This window comes from Lederbergia wuyishanensis (assembly GCF_022900255.1).
GTDB lineage: Bacteria > Bacillota > Bacilli > Bacillales > Bacillaceae_C > Lederbergia > Lederbergia wuyishanensis.
The window spans coordinates 53,948-72,425 of the sequence record NZ_JALIRM010000013.1; the positions used below are offsets into that span (position 1 = coordinate 53,948).

Annotated in this window: 15 protein-coding genes and 1 pseudogene; 6 read left to right on the forward strand and 10 right to left on the reverse strand. The window is 37.2% G+C overall.

What is annotated here, in order from left to right; translation table 11 throughout:
- Positions 1-379: 379 nt before the first annotated feature.
- On the reverse strand, positions 380-2,002 hold the full coding sequence (locus MT489_RS17260) for a Na/Pi cotransporter family protein (RefSeq protein WP_244682815.1): 1,623 nt from the start codon (positions 2,000-2,002) through the stop codon (positions 380-382).
- A 370-nt stretch (positions 2,003-2,372) separates the two neighbouring features.
- Here MT489_RS17260 and MT489_RS17265 point away from each other — a divergent pair, with 370 nt between their 5' ends.
- Together MT489_RS17265 and MT489_RS17270 are read left to right on the forward strand one after the other, a co-directional pair.
- A complete protein-coding gene (locus MT489_RS17265) occupies positions 2,373-3,386 on the forward strand; it encodes an LLM class flavin-dependent oxidoreductase (RefSeq protein ID WP_244682816.1) in 1,014 nt (337 codons plus the stop codon).
- An 85-nt stretch (positions 3,387-3,471) separates the two neighbouring features.
- The gene (locus MT489_RS17270; protein ID WP_244682817.1) at positions 3,472-4,101 is read left to right on the forward strand and encodes a phosphatase PAP2 family protein; all 630 of its coding nucleotides are present in this window, start codon (positions 3,472-3,474) and stop codon (positions 4,099-4,101) included.
- A 111-nt stretch (positions 4,102-4,212) separates the two neighbouring features.
- Here the strand turns inward: MT489_RS17270 and nagA are convergent, their stop codons facing one another.
- Both nagA and MT489_RS17280 read right to left on the reverse strand, forming a co-directional pair.
- Entirely contained in the window at positions 4,213-5,364 is a 1,152-nt protein-coding gene (gene nagA, locus MT489_RS17275) for an N-acetylglucosamine-6-phosphate deacetylase (RefSeq protein WP_244682818.1), read from the reverse strand.
- Between the two features lie 16 nt (positions 5,365-5,380).
- The gene (locus MT489_RS17280; RefSeq protein ID WP_244682819.1) at positions 5,381-6,379 is read right to left on the reverse strand and encodes an asparaginase; all 999 of its coding nucleotides are present in this window, start codon (positions 6,377-6,379) and stop codon (positions 5,381-5,383) included.
- 160 nt (positions 6,380-6,539) lie between these two features.
- Here MT489_RS17280 and MT489_RS17285 point away from each other — a divergent pair, with 160 nt between their 5' ends.
- Complete coding sequence (locus tag MT489_RS17285) at positions 6,540-6,665, forward strand: small acid-soluble spore protein P (RefSeq protein ID WP_244682820.1); 126 nt, start codon at positions 6,540-6,542, stop codon at positions 6,663-6,665.
- Positions 6,666-6,842: 177 nt separating this feature from the next.
- On the opposite strand, the gene MT489_RS17290 is transcribed toward MT489_RS17285, so the two are convergent.
- From MT489_RS17290 to MT489_RS17300, 3 genes are read right to left on the reverse strand one after another with little or no spacing between them, the layout of a single operon-like run.
- Positions 6,843-7,007: a hypothetical protein gene (locus MT489_RS17290; protein WP_244682821.1), complete on the reverse strand. Its 165-nt coding sequence runs from the start codon at positions 7,005-7,007 to the stop codon at positions 6,843-6,845.
- An 11-nt stretch (positions 7,008-7,018) separates the two neighbouring features.
- The gene (locus MT489_RS17295; protein ID WP_244682822.1) at positions 7,019-8,242 is read right to left on the reverse strand and encodes a hypothetical protein; all 1,224 of its coding nucleotides are present in this window, start codon (positions 8,240-8,242) and stop codon (positions 7,019-7,021) included.
- On the reverse strand, positions 8,239-8,709 hold the full coding sequence (locus MT489_RS17300) for an RNA polymerase sigma factor (RefSeq protein ID WP_244682823.1): 471 nt from the start codon (positions 8,707-8,709) through the stop codon (positions 8,239-8,241). Before MT489_RS17300 ends, MT489_RS17295 begins: the two co-directional genes overlap by 4 nt.
- Positions 8,710-8,982: 273 nt before the next feature.
- Here MT489_RS17300 and MT489_RS17305 point away from each other — a divergent pair, with 273 nt between their 5' ends.
- The 3 genes and pseudogenes from MT489_RS17305 (at position 8,983) to MT489_RS17315 (ending at position 12,755) form a co-directional block, all read left to right on the forward strand.
- Positions 8,983-10,290: an alkaline phosphatase family protein gene (locus tag MT489_RS17305; protein WP_244682824.1), complete on the forward strand. Its 1,308-nt coding sequence runs from the start codon at positions 8,983-8,985 to the stop codon at positions 10,288-10,290.
- Between the two features lie 57 nt (positions 10,291-10,347).
- Entirely contained in the window at positions 10,348-11,631 is a 1,284-nt protein-coding gene (locus MT489_RS17310; protein ID WP_244682825.1) for an MFS transporter, read from the forward strand.
- Between the two features lie 536 nt (positions 11,632-12,167).
- Positions 12,168-12,755: pseudogene (locus MT489_RS17315) on the forward strand (histidine phosphatase family protein).
- A gap of 242 nt (positions 12,756-12,997) precedes the next feature.
- Here the strand turns inward: MT489_RS17315 and MT489_RS17320 are convergent.
- The 4 genes from MT489_RS17320 to MT489_RS17335 form a co-directional block, all read right to left on the reverse strand.
- On the reverse strand, positions 12,998-13,582 hold the full coding sequence (locus MT489_RS17320; protein WP_244682826.1) for a hypothetical protein: 585 nt from the start codon (positions 13,580-13,582) through the stop codon (positions 12,998-13,000).
- Between the two features lie 289 nt (positions 13,583-13,871).
- On the reverse strand, positions 13,872-14,804 hold the full coding sequence (locus MT489_RS17325) for an aldo/keto reductase (protein ID WP_244682827.1): 933 nt from the start codon (positions 14,802-14,804) through the stop codon (positions 13,872-13,874).
- Between the two features lie 103 nt (positions 14,805-14,907).
- Positions 14,908-16,752: an ABC transporter ATP-binding protein gene (locus tag MT489_RS17330; RefSeq protein ID WP_244682828.1), complete on the reverse strand. Its 1,845-nt coding sequence runs from the start codon at positions 16,750-16,752 to the stop codon at positions 14,908-14,910.
- The gene (locus tag MT489_RS17335; protein WP_244682829.1) at positions 16,745-18,475 is read right to left on the reverse strand and encodes an ABC transporter ATP-binding protein; all 1,731 of its coding nucleotides are present in this window, start codon (positions 18,473-18,475) and stop codon (positions 16,745-16,747) included. The genes MT489_RS17330 and MT489_RS17335 overlap by 8 nt, the downstream gene beginning before the upstream one ends.
- Positions 18,476-18,478 lie beyond the last annotated feature (3 nt).

Genomic DNA, 18,478 nt, shown 5'->3' on the forward strand with positions numbered 1-18,478 from the left:
AAAGAAGGAATAATACACATTTTTAGGGGATAAAAAACAGAAGTACTTTACCTATTGACGTTACAGTAAAAAAAAGATGAAAGAACAAGAATTGGAAGTGGATTGGAATTTGGGCAGGAATGAACGGAATTAGAAACACCTAAACGAAAATAGAACCTTTCGAAAGGGAATTCGGGGTTTCTGAAATTAACGATGAGCGAACGTGAATTGGAGACTCCTGAACGGAAATGATTCCAACTAAACAGGAACGGGGACCTACATGATGCCAAACCACTCGTACAACAATTGAATGACCTGTATAAAAATCACACAAGACGAACCATCAAAAAATCCAGAAAAAAAGAGCCCTACTTTTTAAAGTAAGGCTCTTTCATCAATATCAAACTTCACTTATAACCCCGTCCGCAATATTTACGGCGTGGTCACCGATTCTTTCCAAGTTGCTTACGATATCAACATAAATAATTCCTGCAGTTCCCGTACATTGATTTTCGTTTAAACGCTTGATGTGCTTCTTACGAAGATCGCGCTCCATTTCATCAATAATTTTTTCCTTTTCTAGAACCGCTCTGGCCTGTTCGATATCATTCGTTTCTAATGCTTTGACAGCTTGTCTTAAAGTAGAAACAGTTAAATCAAACATTTCATCTAAATCTTCTAGTGCTGATTCAGAAAATACTACTTTATTTTTAATTTGGCTATCAATCATTTCCATGAGATTTTCTATATGATCACCTATTCGCTCAAGGTTGATGACAGTATTCATAAGAGTATGGTGTGTGTGTAGATCTTGATCTGTAAGCGAATGGTAAGAAATTTGGATTAAATATTCTGTTATTGTTTTATCTAAATTGTTTAGGGCATCTTCAATTTGGGGTAAAAGCTCTCGATGCTTTTTGCCTTGTGTTTTATAATATTGACCTACCTCATCCATCCCTTTGTCTGCCAATTCAGCCATACGGAGAACTTCTTTTTTCCCTTGACCTAGTGCGATGGAAGGAGATTGACGAATAAATTGCTCACCTAAATGAACTGCTTTATGTTCAATTGCAGTGTCTTCTCCTGGAATTAATTTAGTCACAATCCAAGCAAGTACAGCAATAAATGGGAATTGAATGATTGTATTTGTCACGTTAAACGTTCCATGAGCAAAGGCAATTGTCATCCTAGGATTTAAATCAAACGTCGCTTGGAAAAATTCAACTAAATGTGTAAATGGAACAAATAATATTAACACTAGTATCGTTCCGATTACATTAAAAAGGACATGTGTAAATGCAGCCCGTCTCGCAGCAATTGATGCTCCAATTGATGCTAAAACCGCTGTAATGGTTGTTCCAATATTATCCCCAAAAAGTATTGGCAACGCTGCATTTAAGTTAATGGCACCTTGATCAAACAACGTTTGGAGAAGTGCAATGGAAGCTGATGAACTCTGGATAATCACTGTGAAAAGAGTACCAACACCTACACCTAGTAATGGATTTTCACTTAGGTTAACCATCATATCCATAAAAACTTGCGCACTTCGGAGTGGCTTCATTGCGTCTCCCATCAAGCTCAACCCAAAAAATAAAGCCCCAAATCCAAAAAATACTTGTCCAAAATTATTAACTTTATGATTTTTAAAGAAGAAAATTAAGATTGTCCCAAAAGCAAGGATTGGTAATGAATATTCGGAAATGTTAATTCCTATAATAAATGCTGTGACAGTCGTTCCAATATTGGCACCCATAATGACGCCGATGGCTTGTCTTAATGTCATAAAACCTGCTGTAACAAGTCCAATCGTTAAAACTGTTGTAGCAGAACTAGATTGAATTAATCCCGTTACGACAATTCCCGTTAAAACACCCATAATCGGCCTAGTTGTAAAGCGGTCGAGTAATTCCCTTAAACCATCTCCGGCAACCTTTTGGAGTCCATCCCCCATTGACTTAATTCCGTATAGGAATATACCAAGCCCTCCAAAAAACATAAAAAGTAATGATTGCAAATCCATGTCTTCTCCCCTAATTGTTTTTATTCGACATCTTTCTGCCCCATACAATCTTAATTAAGAAACAATTAAATGTACATTAAGGAATTGTAAAGATTTTGTAAAGGCGAATTTACAATTAGAGACCGAATCGTTGGACTGAATGAACGAATCAGCCTATCATATATTTAGGCTATTTTCGGAAAGTTTGTTGTTTTTGTAAAAGCCCGAAAGCCTGCTTTTACCCTTGCTTGGCGGTTCTTATGAATGACTAGCTCTTTTCTCAGAATGTCTAAGTTTTGAGTTCCAAATTTATTCTATTATTTAAATTATATTAAATAGCAACAATGTGTAAGAAAAGAGTCTTTATTTAAAAGGAAAAAGGAGTGGGAAAATGTCTAGTGGTCAAAAATTGTTTAATAACATTCCCTTATCAGTTCTTGATTTAGCCCCTATTACAAAAGGAAGCAGCGCGGAACAGTCCTTTAAAAACAGTGTAGAATTGGCACGGCACGTAGAAGCTCTTGGTTTTAATCGTTACTGGTTAGCCGAGCATCATAATATGCCTGGAATCGCAAGCTCTGCAACCTCCATCCTAATTGGTCACATTGCTGGCGCAACAAAGCGGATTCGAGTCGGGGCAGGAGGCATTATGCTGCCTAATCATGCGACACTTGTCATTGCTGAACAGTTTGGAACATTGGAATCGTTATACCCAGGTAGGATTGATCTGGGGCTTGGACGTGCGCCTGGTAGTGATCAAGCTACTGCTTATGCACTTAGACGCTCCTTAGGTAGAGGAGCGGAGGAATTTCCAGAGCAAGTAGAAGAATTACAAGCTTATTTTGAATATAATCCTGAAGCTAGGGTTCGCGCTATTCCAGGTGAAGGTTTACATATTCCACTATGGCTTCTAGGATCAAGCGGGTTTAGTGCACAGCTAGCAGCACAAAAAGGATTGCCATTTTCTTTCGCTAGCCACTTTGCACCGGATTATCTTTTGCCAGCGCTAAAGCTGTACCGTGATAATTTCATACCATCTGCTTTTCTTCAAAAACCTTATGTAATGCTCGGTATCAACATCATCGCAGCTGATTCAGATGAAAAAGCAATGTGGCTTTCAACCTCACAGCAGCAACAATTTTTAAGTTTAATTAGAAATCGTCCAACACAGTTGCAACCACCTGTTGAGAATATGGATGACGTCATGTCTCCGATTGAACGTGTACATATTGAAAGAACACTCGATTCGCGTTCTACCTTTGTTGGCAATTATGATACTGTAAAACGACAGCTGGAGGCCTTTGTTAAAGAAACAGAAGCTGACGAAATTATTATTAACTCACAAATTTTTTACCAAGAAGATCGTTTGCGTTCTTATGATATTGTTGCTGAAATGATGGATTAAGTTCCTCGCCGTTTTGGATAGAGTTGACATGCTATAGAACAAAAATATAAAGTGGGAATGAACTATCCAGAACGGAGGCAACTTTGTGGCAAAAAAGATTTTTTTGATTATAAGTTTAATATTATTTTTTGGACTAGGTTTTTCTTATAACCTTGGATTTTTCACAAAAATTGATATTAGTACTCTCAGGTTTTTTGAAGGAATCAGAACTACCTTTTTTAATGGGTTCTTTTACTTTTTCACTGAATTGGGATCTAAAGACTTTATTATTCCAATTTCGGTTGTCGTATTGATTTTCCTCCTCATTAAGAAAAAACATCTAGAAGCATCGTTTTTAATTTTAGCGTTTCTAGGAATGACAGGGCTAAACCATTTATTAAAAGGGTGGATACACCGTGAGCGTCCCTCTCTTACCCCGTTATTTCATGAAAGTGGATTTAGCTTTCCTAGTGGACATGCGATGGGATCAATCGTAGTATTTGGATTCCTCTTTTATTTGTTTATGTATATGATAAGAATAGGACGGAAGTTTTATTACGTATGGCTGACTGTCACTATTTTGCTCATTGTCCTTATTTCAGTCAGCAGAATGTATATAGGAGTTCATTTCCCAACTGACATCATTGCTGGACTTAGTGCGGGATATGCATATTTATATTTCATCATTAGTCTTTACCATCTTTCAGTCCAAAAAAGGCCGCTTTCTCGAAAATAGATAGCGGCCTTCAGACTGTTGACAAGCTCTTGTATGCAGAATTGCTTTCCACGTCCATGAAGGCACCTTCTACATGCTTCTCTGTTATGGCGCCTTCCGTAATAATAATTTTTAAGACATAATTAAATCCCCTTCAATCATCGTCCATAATACATCGAAATTAGAATCAAGAAGGACAAGGTCTGCATCCATTCCAGAAGCAATCCTCCCTTTATTTAGCATGCCTAAAATATTGGCTGGCGTTGTAGCTCCCATATAGACGGCATCATCCAACGAAATACCACTTTCTACTGTTTTCTGCAAAGCTTCATTCATGGTCACGGTGCTTGAAGCAAGTGTTCCATCAGCCAATCGTGCTTCTCCATTGGCTACAGTAACTTTATGTCCGCCAAATTCATACTCTCCATCCCCCATTTGCATGGCTTGCAACGCATCGGTAATTAAGACAACCCCTTCAGGTCCTTTTATGCGATGCATAAGGCGAACGATGGCTGGATGCAGATGAATCTGATCGACAATTGCTTGAAGACTTACATGCTCCTCTTCAAAAGCGGCTACGACTAAACCAGGATCACGATGATGGATAGGACGCATTCCATTAAAACAGTGTGTGACATGACTCGCCCCTTTCGAAAAAGCTTCCTTTGCTTCTTCATACGTTGCATCAGAGTGGGCAATTGCCACAATGATACCCTGTTCTTTTAAAAACTCCACCATTTCAATTCCACCTGGAAGTTCAGGTGCAATGGTCACCATTTTTACAAGGTCTCCAGCTTCAATTAATATTTCCTTCATTTCATCTATATTAGGATGACGCAAATACAATTCGTTTTGCATCCCCTTGCGTTTTACATTTAGATATGGGCCTTCTAAATGGATGCCGGCAATTTTCGCTCCTTGCTCTGTGCCAATTACTTTTTTAACATTTCGGATCATGATCATGAGATCCTCGATAGATGAGGAAACAGAAGTTACTAGAAATGAAGTACAGCCCGTCATAGCACATGTTTTTGATACTTCAAGAATGCTTTCTTCTGTTCCATCCATCATGTCGAACCCATTTGCTCCATGAATGTGTACGTCAATCATTCCTGGGATTAATAATTGTCCTTTTGCGTCGATTATTTCGTATTCACTAGGTACTTCTGGGAGTATACCTTGATCCACCTTTTGTATTTGTGCATTTTCAATCCATACAACGGATGATTGTGTAATGTCACCGGGAGTTACAACTCTCGCATTAACAATGACTTTTTTATCCATCCTAAAACTCCCCCAATTATAAAGAAAATTTCTCCTTTACTTCTCCCACAATAATTCCTGCATCATTTTTAATAATAGCTGGTCTAATTTTCCGCAATGATGAGATTGTTTGTTGATTGTTATAACCGATTTGTTCAAGGATGGAAGCTAGAACATTAGGCCACACATCTTCAGATCCAGTTAAAACCTTTAGTGCGAAGCCAATTCTTTCTTTTTTCAAGCCGAAGCAATATACTCCTTGCGCTCCACCTTTAGCCACTATATTTTCGTCTCTAAGTAAAGCCGAGCAGACAAAATCCTCTGATGCTACAATATTCGGATGGAGATTCATAACATGAGTCATTTTTTTGACAGCTTTTTGCATATCTTCATCCTTGATTAAATCTGGACATGCTAATTTTAAATACGTAATAGCCATATTTTTCAGTGGTATCGCAAAAACTGGTACCCCGCATCCGTCTACGCCGGTTTTTATCTTTGACTGAGGAACTTCCGATAGTTCCGAAAGAATACCTAATATTTTTTGCTGTAGTGGATGGCTTTCTTCCCAATAGCCTTCTACAGGAAAGCCAAGCTCACGACACATCGTCACAAACCCTAAATGCTTGCCAGCACAATTATGGTATAGTCTTCTTTTACTTTTCTGCTCTCTAATCATTGCTTCTTTAGGAACAGCGTTTAAAGGATAAGAAGCTGGACAAAAAAGCTCTTCCTCATTAGCAGGAAGTTTCTGTAATAACGACTCCAATGCCGCAATATGATACGTTTCACCACGCTGTGAAGCTGTAAATAAAGCTGCTTCCTCGTCTGTAATATTGTATTTTTCTATAATATTTGATAAAAAGATTGGGATAGCTTGAATTGGCTTTGATGCAGAACGATAGTAAACATACTGCTCTTCATCCCCTATTTGATATATGGATTGAAGCTGATCATTTACACCGCAAATAATTCCTGTATGAATATTTTCAACTAAACCGTTTCGAGTTTCTTCAATAAGCACTTCATATTGCATTGTAATGACTTCCTTTCTGATATAAAAGCGATTCCATTTTTATTTTACTACATCATAATGTAGTTTTCGATTTTCAAAATCATAAATTCTTGTTTTTCAGGGTAACTTATGGAAGATAGATTATTTTTTGCTGAAATCTTGAATATAAGGAGGTTTTTAAATGGCAAAGAACAATTCAAACTCAAATGAAAAACAAAACAGCCAGCCAAAACCATTAAGTGGATCACACAAAGTTAAAAACAAAAATCATACTAGGCAAAATAAGGCTGGCGGGCATGATATGTAAACAGTGAAGAAAATCAAAGGCACTCACTATCTTCGACAAGTAAATGTTCTGTGACAAAGAAAGGCATTTTTTGATAGCGTCTAGAGTTATTAAATCCGTTCTCTAACGAATGTAAAATTGGAGTATATACTTATTATAAAAAAGCCATGATCTTTTTTTCGATCATGGCTTTTCATTTCATTTTATAGATAAAATGGGCTTCTGCTCTTTCACATTAACTGCAGATAAAGATTGTTCATTATGGCGTAGTCCCTTTTTTGTTTGTAGCAATCTATGCGCTTCGGAATCTTGACGCAACTCGCAAATTCGACGTATAGCTTCATTTTCTATAAAGAAAAACATTTTGATTCCTCCTATAAGGATAGCTCACCAATGTTATTTAGATAAGCAGGCTCCTTTTCATTTTCCTTAACTGCAGATTTGTCTTTCTCTGTAATGTTTCCGTTATTTAATCTAAGTAGTTGTTGGAGACTCCCTTTTAATTTTTTGTTTGAAACAATAATTTCACCCATCAAATCAATAGCTGCTACTTTTTCTTGCAGCACTTCAAGTTCAACATCCTCATCTAGCGTAAGCACTCCTCTTACTACAAAGTTCGCTGGCTCCTTTAAAGCGAGAAATTGATCATTTGACCATTCCTCTTCGTTCTCTATAAATATGAAGGATTTTTCGTAAACAAGTACTTCCGTTTCCAAGAGACTGCACAATTCGTATACGATATCTTCAACGTTTTCGTGACAAATAATCATCGAAGGCGAATGGATTTTTGAAAATGCATTTGAAAGTGCTTCTCTAGAAACGTCTGCATCAATCACAATTGGTCTTTTGGTCATGATTCTTTTATGTTTAAACCGGCGAATTGATCGACTATTTAATCGTAGCTGACTTTCAATCAAATCATGCCCCGCCGGAATAACATCCACATGTGATGAGGTAAGTGAAGCCATCTTTCTATATAAATAAGGTTCTTGTTCTTCGTAAATGACTATTTTCCCATTAACCTCGATATCACTAATTTTCTCATTAAACATTTCCATATTAAGGTCAGATGAAAACGTTAGTATTCCGTTCACAACTAGATATTGTGGCCCTGTTAAAGATTGAAGAAACGAATTAGATAGTGTGAATTTTCCATTCTCAATTCGAGGTGCTTCTCCTTGATATGCAGTAACATTAATATCCCCTTCCCCAAAAAGGTTACTGACAGAGCCTGAAAGATGTGCCGGGCTATATACTATCCCATTAATTGTGAATTGTAATAATTCCTTTTTTATTTGTTCGACCTGAACATCATTATCGATAATAGCTATCCCATTTATGAACAGTTTTACAGGCTCTTTGATTGACTCTATATAAGCCTTATCAATGTTCAATATCCCATTGAAAAATGAATACCCCTCCGGAACAATCGCAGTCTTTCCGATATTTCCAATATTTAAAGCTGATATAAGATGGGCATTTTCTTTTTTATAAAGAACGAGTCCTACATTATCGATCCCTTCAATTCCTTGAATGCTTTCCTCAGTGGCATTTGTTAAATTTAACAAGCCGATATTCCCAATTCTTTGTTTCGTCATTTTCCTTCCTCCATTTCCATTATGGATCGCAAGCGTTTGATTGCCATATGAAGTTTATACCGTATTGTCGAAGGTGGCAGCCCCAGTTGCTTTCCCATTTCCTTACTGTTTAATCCCAGCCAATACCGCTTAAAAACGATATCGCTTAATTCTGCCGGAAGATGAGATAAGAGCTCTGCCATTTCTATATGGTTTCCGGTAAATACTTGAGCAGGTATATCGAAGTCCTCATCCCATTCTGAAAGCCGATTTTCTTTCCTGCGTTCATCAATGAGTTTATTTTTCATTACACGGTAGAACCAAGCCTTTTGTTTGTATTCTGGTAAGCTGAAAAGTTCAGTTTCCTTCAAAGACTTCATTAAGGCATCTTGGACAAGATCATTTGCCTCATGCTCATGGCGAGAAATCGATAAGGCAAATCGATGAAGGTCTGTTTTTAACTTTTCATATAAATCACTCGCTTCCATATGGCTCACTCACTTCGTTATTTTTTGCTGATATATTTGCTTTCGTATAGATAACGTTTGGGATTTAAAAAGTGTTGGAGAAAAATAAATTTTATTTTAACTTTGTGCAGTCCTTGTAGTGGCAAACTCAACTATGGAATTTACATATTCTTATTTTAAGATTATATCGGACAAATTTCCGAATATATTCGTATTTTTTCATTATTGATTGGCAATGGGCTTCAACTACCCTTATGATGGATTTAGATACTTTTTTATTGCAGGAGGCTACGTATGACGCGTCTTACGGATCACTTAATCGTCATTTCATTTGATTGTCTATCAGCTTTGGATTTCCATATCTTAGAGGAACTTCCAAACTTTCAGGAATTATTAAATAAAGGATCATATTGTAAACATGTAGAAACCATCTATCCATCTGTCACATACCCATGTCATGCTACGATTGTCACAGGAAAATTTCCTAACCGGCATGGTGTTATTAATAATACATTTTTACAGCCAGGGAACCCTTCCCCAGACTGGTATTGGCATAGATTTCATATAAAAGGAACAACTTTATATGATGAGGCAAAAAAAGCAGGATTGAAAACAGCTGCTTTATTGTGGCCTGTAACTGCTAAAGCAAATATCGACTATAATATGCCTGAGATTTTCTCAAATCGGCCTTGGCTCAATCAAATTGCTGTTTCTTTGGCAAACGGAAGTGTTTTTTATCAAATCGATATGAATAATCGCTTTGGGCATATTCGAAAGGGTCTTAGCCAACCAGAATTGGATGACTTTGTAATAGAGTCCGCTGTCCATACAATTGAAACGAAAAAGCCAAATTTAATGCTCGTCCACTTTACAGATCTTGATACACAGCGACATTACCACGGATTTTCATCTGATGAGGCTCACGCTGCCTTAAAGCGGCACGATATGCGATTGGGTAGGATTTTACATGCGCTTAAAGATGCAGGGATATATGAAAACTCTACGATTGTCGTTCTTGGAGATCATAGTGCTTTAGATGAGTCAAAAGCAGTAAAAATAAATGTCCTTTTAAGGGAACAAGGGCTTATTAATGTGAATGAAAATGGAAAAGTTACAAACTGGAAAGCATATTGTAAAAGTTGTGACGGCTCTGCTTATATATATTTACATGATCAAAAAGATATAGAAACAAAAACACGTATAGGTAAACTGCTGCAAGATCTGCAGAAGGACGAGAATAACGGGATTGAATTCGTAATTACTGGTGAGGAGGCTGGTAAAAGAGGTGCCGACGAGAAAGCTGCCTTTATGATTGAGGCACGTAGAGGCTTTTATTTTCATGAGCGACTAGAAGGAGCTTTTATTGATTCGATAACAAAAGAAGATGTAGAGGCACGAAGATATACAGTTGCTTCTCATGGTTATTCACCGACAAAGGAAAATTATGAAACGGTTATTATTGCAGCTGGGAAAGGTATCCGAGAAAATGTCGCCATCCCTTCTATGCACTTAATAGATGAAGGACCTACTTTCGCGAAATTATTGGGCGTTAACCTTGGAGACACCGATGGTAAAGTAATAAACGAAATGCTTAATGTGTAAAAATTTTTAACATTCTAACCAATTATTCTAGTACAATAATAATAAGGGGGGAAATAGATGAAAAAGTTATATTCTAAAGAAGAGAATAGCTGGGTTCTTTATGACTGGGCAAACTCTGCCTACTCAATTATTATTACTTCCGCAGTGTTCCCCATTTTTTATAAAAATGTTGCTATGTCTGCTGGAGTAAGTGCTGTCGACTCTACTGCTTATTTAGGTTATACAATCGCAATCGCTACGTTTATTTTAGCAATGCTAAGCCCCATTTTAGGAACAATTGCAGATTATAAAGGGCTGAAGAAAAAATTCTTCACTTTCTTTTTCATAATGGGAGTGAGCGCCACTGCCCTACTTGCTTTTATTCCTGGTGAGCAATGGCAGCTATTATTAATTCTTTATATGTTATCAACTGTAGGTTTTACAGGTTCAATTGTATTTTACGATGCTTTTCTCGTTGATGTTACGACGGAAGATCGAATGAACCGTATCTCTGCTCGCGGGTATGGTCTAGGCTATATCGGCAGTACTATTCCGTTTATTATCAGTATAGCAATTATCCTACTTGCTCAAAGGGAAATCATCCCCATTTCAGCAGGATTAGCGAGTAAAATTTCATTTTTTATCACTGCTATATGGTGGGGGCTATTTGCAATTCCTATGTTTAAAAACGTTCATCAGCGTTATTATATTGAACGTGAACCGAATCCAATCGCAAAGAGTTTTAAACGCCTAAGTCAAACTTTTAAAGACATTCGCAAATACCGCGCATTATTTATATTTTTAATCGCCTATTTCTTTTATATTGATGGAGTTGGAACAATTATTTCTATGTCCACCGCATATGGTACCGATTTAGGAATTGATGCTACCAATCTACTAATTATTTTGTTCGCCACGCAAGTAGTAGCTGCACCTTTCGCGATTATATATGGAAGACTGGCTGAAAAATTCGGCGGAAAAAAGATGCTCTACGTTGGAATTATTGTTTATATTATCGTTTGTGTTTATGCTTTTTTCCTAAAAACAGTAGCCGATTTCTGGATTTTGGCCATGCTTGTTGCTACTTCCCAAGGAGGAATTCAAGCATTAAGTCGTTCATATTATGCAACGATGATTCCAAAAGAAAAATCCAATGAATTCTTTGGCTTCTATAATATTATTGGAAAATTTGCTTCCATCATGGGACCTCTTCTACTCGGGATCACTGCACAAATTACGGGGCATACTTCATACGGAGTATTCAGTCTCGTCATTCTCTTTATTATCGGGATTGTCATTCTTACTCGCGTTCCTGAACAAAATGGGAATACAGCCGACCTTGGAAATACGAAGATTGTATAATTGTATATAAATAGGGACTTGCTATAAGCTTAGTCCCTATTTTTTATGAATGGACTCACACCATTTTAGCAATGGCATCTGAACGATGATTCTATTGGTTTACTGGATTCGTTTCAATTATATTTGCCGTCATTCCTAATTGAATAAGGCTTATGTTCAATTTTTTTGTTTTAATCAAACGTTTGATTAATGATTTGCCCCCTTTTTTCAATTTAATCAATCGTTTGATTAACGCTCTGCTCCCCTTTTTCTAATTCAATCAAACGTTTGATTAACGCTTTTCCTTCCTTTTTTTCACATTTATAGGTAAAAGAGAAACCATATACGAGAGTCTAGCCCCTTTTCCAAAAGTAAAGGTGCGTTGAACAAGAGTAATGCAATAGGTTTGTTTGACTCAGGTTTTGTCTTCCATCTTATTTCAATCAAACGTTTGATTAAGACTATACAAACTCAAAATATGATGAGAGCGGGCACCATGGCGGTTCTTCTGTATGCTTTTTAGCATTCAAAATAAGGGAATAAGGAGAATTGAAAAAATGACAACTATAGGATTCATTAGACATGGAATAACCGAGTGGAATGTACTTGGAAAAGCCCAAGGTATTTCGGATATCCCATTAAATAATATAGGAAAAAGACAGGCGCTCGCTTTAGGAAATAGATTGAAGGTAAGCGAATATTGGGATTTCATTATTTCCAGTGATCTATCCCGAGCAGTTGAAACTGCCAAAATAATTGGAGATATATTACATTTGCCTATCCACTCAGATATGAGAATCCGAGAAATTCATTGAGGGAAAATTGAAGGAACGACAGAGGAAGAAAGAATAAATAAATGGGGAAATAATTGGCGTCAACAAGAACTCGGAATGGAGAAGTATGAGGACGTTGCTAAAAGAGGAATTAACTTCTTAGAAGACTTAACAATTACACATAAAAATAAAAAAATATTGATCGTAAGTCATGGAGCATTAATTGGATTAACCTTACAACATTTGCTGCCAGAGAAGTTTCCTACTACTTATATTGAAAACGCATCGATTACTATTCTCGAAAAAACGAATTATAATTGGAAATGTGCATTATATAATTGTACAGCCCATTTATGTAGACAGGAAAAATGAAAAATTGAATAAACAAGTAAAGTGAAAAGATATGGAGATAAGATATTGATTAGGAAAGCAGCTCCATCATAGGGATAATAGCTTAACAGAAGAGAAATAATGCCTAGATTGCAACTCTAATTAAAATACTGTATTTTCATCTCCTTTCTTTTTAACTAATAAATCACTCAGCTTTTGAGTGCTACATTACTCCCTTCCTAATTAAACTAATAAAGTGAGAGGATCAAGTACCAGACTTTTTTTCAATTCCTATTTTCTTTTTTCATTTGCTTTCTTTTCTCTATTTCCTCTATTTTCTCTTGATATTGTTCTTCTACTTTGGATGTAGACGGAATAAAAGGTTCATTATTATTGTCAACTCGTTTACCATAACGAATCATCTCATAAATAATCATCCCGTTATTAGGTTTTCCATTAATAGTCATCATAGGGACACAGTCAAAGAGTATATAATAAAAAGCATAAAAGATAAATCGATTCCAAAAGGTTTCAAATGTTTGTATCACTCCATTAGCTAAAAGAGCATTAATCAATAAAGCGAAGCAAAGATTAGTTATGATTGGCCCGGCATAAATACTAACATATGCAATCCTACTTTTTCTTTTAATAGAATCATATGAAAACCAACTATATATATGGTAGTATTTTCGAATATCGAACATACCAAATTTAATAATCCTCGGTCCTGAACCGATCGTTAATCTAGGGTTTCTCACCCCGAATATTCCACTTGTAATAAGATATCCCACTTCTCTTAAAAAAAGCACAACAGGAAGAATAATAAATCCCGACACTATCAGTCCGATTAAATCTTTAAACCCAAACATGAAGAATCCTTTCATTTAAATATTGTTCTACCATCCATGTACCCTTTCAAAAGTGGAACAATCATATTATTCCAGGTAGATTAGGTGGGAAAATATGACAGGTCCAACAAAGGAATTATGTATAGATGAAAGATATCAGGGAAAACAGATGCACCGTTTATTAAATACGTCTTTAACAACAAAAAGAACTCGCCTGTAATAATTAAGACGAGTTGTAAAAAAGTTAATTTTTGATGATGGAAGATTTATTAAGGATTATTGTAGCAGACTGTAAATGGTCTCCTCCCTTTTAACTATAAATCCGGTCGATTTCTTGAATTTCTTCTTCTGTTAAGTTAACTTCCAATGTTTTAAGATTGTTCAATACTTGATCAGGTCTTTTAGCACCAGGTATAACCGTGTCAACAGCTTCTCTTGTTAAGTACCATGCCAATACGATATGAGTTATGTCTACTTCCTTCGCTTCAGCTATTGTTCTAAGCTGTTCTACTTTCTCGAGATTTTTTATAAATGCTTCCCCTTGGAAATGTGGCTTTCTTGCACGGACATCTGTAATTTGTGAGTTTTTATTAAATTTACCAGTGAGTAAGCCTGAAGCTAGAGGGAAATATGGCACAAATGAAATGTTGTGTTCAAGCATATAAGGGAAAAATTCTTTTTCTGCAGATCGATTTAATAGATTGTATTCTCCTTGATATACATCGACATAGCCGTCGACATTAGCTTCTTTTAACTGTTCCATGGAAAAATTGGACACGCCGATCGCACGAATTTTCCCTTGATCTTTTAGTTCTTTTAAAGCGCCGACCGCCTCAGCCTTAGGAGTATCTTCATCCGGAAAATGGATGTAATACAAATCAATATAATCTGTTTGTAGTCTGTTCAAGCTATCTTCAACAGATTGCCTTAAAAAGTTAGGTGAGTTATCGACAACCACATCCTCTCCTTCAAAACGGTGGGCACCTTTAGTCGCGATGATCATTTCATTTCGTTTTCCCATTTCTTTTAAAACTTCCCCGATTATTACTTCAGAGCGTCTAGGTCCATAAATAAAAGCGGTATCGAGAAAATCCAACCCATTTTGTACAGCAGTTCTAATAATATCTCTTCCAAGCTCACCATCTAAATCCGGATTTATGCGTGCTGCCCCTACTGCATTCGTACCAAGTCCAATTGGGTTCACGTACAAATCCGTTTTTCCAAGACGTACTTTTTGAGTCATATGTATCTACTCCTTTTATTAATATTTTCCTATATATGCGTTTCGACAAAGATACGTAGATTCCTCCCAAGTTCAGAAATAAGGTACTCGGGTGGACCTCATTCTATACCGCATTTTGAGCAGCCCCTGCGTTCATTTGCAGTTCATAATAAAATCCTTTTTTATCCATTAGTTCATCGTGATTACCTCTTTCAAAAATTTCACCGTCTTTAATAACGAGAATCATATCGGCTTCACGAATGGTGCTTAGCCTGTGTGCAATGACAAAACTTGTACGTCCTGCCATCAATGTTTTCATAGCTTCTTGAATTTGTCTTTCAGTCCTTGTATCAATGCTGCTCGTTGCTTCGTCAAGAATTAAAATATCAGGATCCGCCAATATAGCACGTGCAATCGTAATGAGCTGGCGCTGTCCTTGACTTAAGTTGCCACCATCTGCCGATAATTTTGATTGATATCCTTCAGGCATCTTACGAATAAAACTGTCGGCATTCGCCATTTTAGCTGCGTTCACTACTTCTTCATCTGTTGCATCCAAGCGCCCATAACGAATATTTTCCAAGATAGACCCACTGAACAAAAAGGCGTCCTGCAAGACAATTCCTATACGTCTTCGCAAACTATTTCGATCCCACATTTTTATATCAGTGCCATCCACTTTAATGCTACCCTTTTCAATATCATAAAAACGGGTTAACAAGTTTACAATTGTTGTTTTTCCAGCACCGGTAGGACCAACGAGAGCAATATTTTGTCCTTTTTCTGCCATAAAAGACACGTTCTTCAATACTGCCCCATCCTCTTTTGTATAGGAAAATGAAACATTTTCAAACTCTATTGAATGTTTGATACGTGACAGGTCAGGTAACTTTTTACGATGTTCGTCTTCTTCCACTTCATCCATTACTTCAAAAATACGCTCCGCACCCGCAATTGCAGACTGCAATAAATTGAACTGGTTTGCGAGTTCGTTGATGGGTCTGCTGAATTGCCGAGAATAATTTAAAAACGCGACTACAATTCCAATCGTGACAATCCCTTTAAGTGCCATCCACCCGCCAATTCCAGCAATGAGCCCAAAGCTTAAGTTGTTCACAAAGTTCATGGAAGGTCCCATCACACCAGCGAAAATTTGTGCTTTCTTGGCAACGTTCCGTAAAGCTATGTTTTTTTCACGAAACTCCTCCAGAGCTTTCTCTTCCCGGCGATACACTTTGATTACCTTTTGTCCAGAGACGGTTTCTTCTATAAAGCCATTCAATGAACCTAGTTCTTTTTGTTGGCTACTAAAAAATTTGCGGGTGAACTTCGCTACATTTTTTGTTATCAAAATAACGAGCGGGATGATAAGCATGCTCACGATCGTCAACCATACATCCATCACAAGCATAAAAATGACGACCCCAACCAATGTCAGCACACTATTAATAAACTGTGCCATACTTTGATTAAGAGTGTTCGATACGGTATCCATATCATTCGTCGTTCGACTCATCAATTCTCCATGAGCTGTTTTATCAAAATAAGGGATTGGTAGCTTCTGTACTTTATCGAATAAATCCCTGCGCATTTCCCTGACTGTATTTTGGGATACTGAGGCCATTACATGCATTTGCAACCACGAAAAAGCAGAACTGCCTACGTATACAAAAAGCAAGGCGATGCATAGCCAAAGAAGCCCATTGTAATTATGCGGAATAATATATTTATCAATCGATATCCCAATTAAATATGGACCCGTCAGCATTAAGACCGCACTAATGGCTGTAAAAATGGTCACCGCTATTAAACCGGATTTTTGCCTGCTTAAATAATGCCATAATCGTTTCAACGTTTCCTTCGTATTTTTGGCTTTTACGACCGGACCTGTTTGCAAATGTCGACCAGGACCACGATGAAAACCAGGAGGAGGTCCTGCAGGCTGGCTTCTTTCTTTAGAATTAGGCATGAAGTATTTCCTCCTTTCTCTGTTGAGATGCATAAATTTCTTGGTAAATTGGACTATTTAAAAGCAACTCCTCGTGTTTTCCCTCAGCAGCAATTTCTCCATTCTCTAACACAATAATTCGGTCTGCATCGATAACGGATGAAATACGTTGTGCGATGAAAATACAAGTACAATCGCTCCAATCTGTCTGCAATGCTTTCTGGATGGCAATTTCTGTTTTTACGTCAACCGCACTCGTACTATCATCCAATATGAGAACTGCAGGTTTTAATAAAAGTGCACGAGCAATTGAAATCCGCTGCTTTTGCCCTCCTGATAAGTTGACACCTCGTTGGCCTAAAACAGTATCGTAACCATTTGGCATTTTGCTAATAAATTCGTGGGCCTGTGCCGCCTTTGCCGAAGCAATAACTTCATCCATTGAAGCATCTGGCTTTCCAAAACTAATATTTTCAAAGATAGTTCCACTAAATAAAATCGTTTGCTGAAGTACAAGACCTATATGTTTTCTAAGCTCTTCAAAAGGCAGATCCAATACATTTTTACCATCAAGTAAGACAGATCCTTCTCTAGGCTCATAAAGCCCTGGTATTAAATGTATAAGGGACGACTTTCCTGTTGCAGCCGCTCCTAAAATGGCCACTCTTTCACCGCGTTTCGCTTCAAAACTAATATCTTTTAAAATGAGTTCCTGCTCTTTTTCATATGCGAAGGAAACATTTCTAAATTCTATGTTGCCATTAACATATTTTAGCGGTTGAGCTTTCGGTGTTTGTTTTTCCGCCTCGACATTCAATACCTCATTGACACGGTCAGCAGATGCCTTTGCACGTGAAATTGACATCATAAGCATCCCAACCATTAAAAGAGAAAATAAAACCTGAGTAACATAATTAATAAAAGCTACAAGGTCACCCACTGGCAAATGCCCTGCCCATGTTTGCCCAGCACCAAACCAAAGGATGGCAACGATCGATACATTCATGATTAACATCATAACCGGCATATTTAATGCCATAATTCTAAATGCTTTTATGGCAAAATCAGTATACTCCGTATTTTGCTGTTGGAATTTCTTTCGTTCAAAGTCACCGCGAACAAAGGCTTTTACTAAGCGCATTCCACGTAGGTTTTCCTGCAAAACGTTATTTACTCCATCCAGTCTTGTCTGCACTTTCGAAAACATAGGAAACGCATAGCGAACGAGTAAATACAGTGCTGTAAAAAGTAATGGCATGGATACGACTAACACTAAGGCCAATTTCGGACTAATAATGATCACCATTATGGTACTTCCGATGATTAACAAAGGAGAGCGTACAAATATCTTTAAAAGCATTTCGACAAACAACTGAAGCTGAGTAACGTCGTTTGTAAGCCTTGTAACGAGCTGTCCCCCTGAAAAGCGATCCAACTGCTTAAAAGTAAAGCTCTGGACACGCTTATATAAATCTTCACGCAGGTCTGCAGCAAAATGGACTGAAGCAAAGCTTGCAAAAACCGTACATCCTACACCACCTAATAAACCGATAAAGGCTACAAGCAGCATCCAAGCCCCAGTTGACTGCACTAAGGAAAGATCTCCCGTCATGATTCCTTCGTCTATAATTGTTGCCATCAGCCTCGGCTGAAGTAAATCCATACACACTTCAAGCACCATTAAAAGAGGTGCAAGTAATACGAAAAGCCAATGTGGCTTTAAATAAGGGCTTAACTTTCTCACATT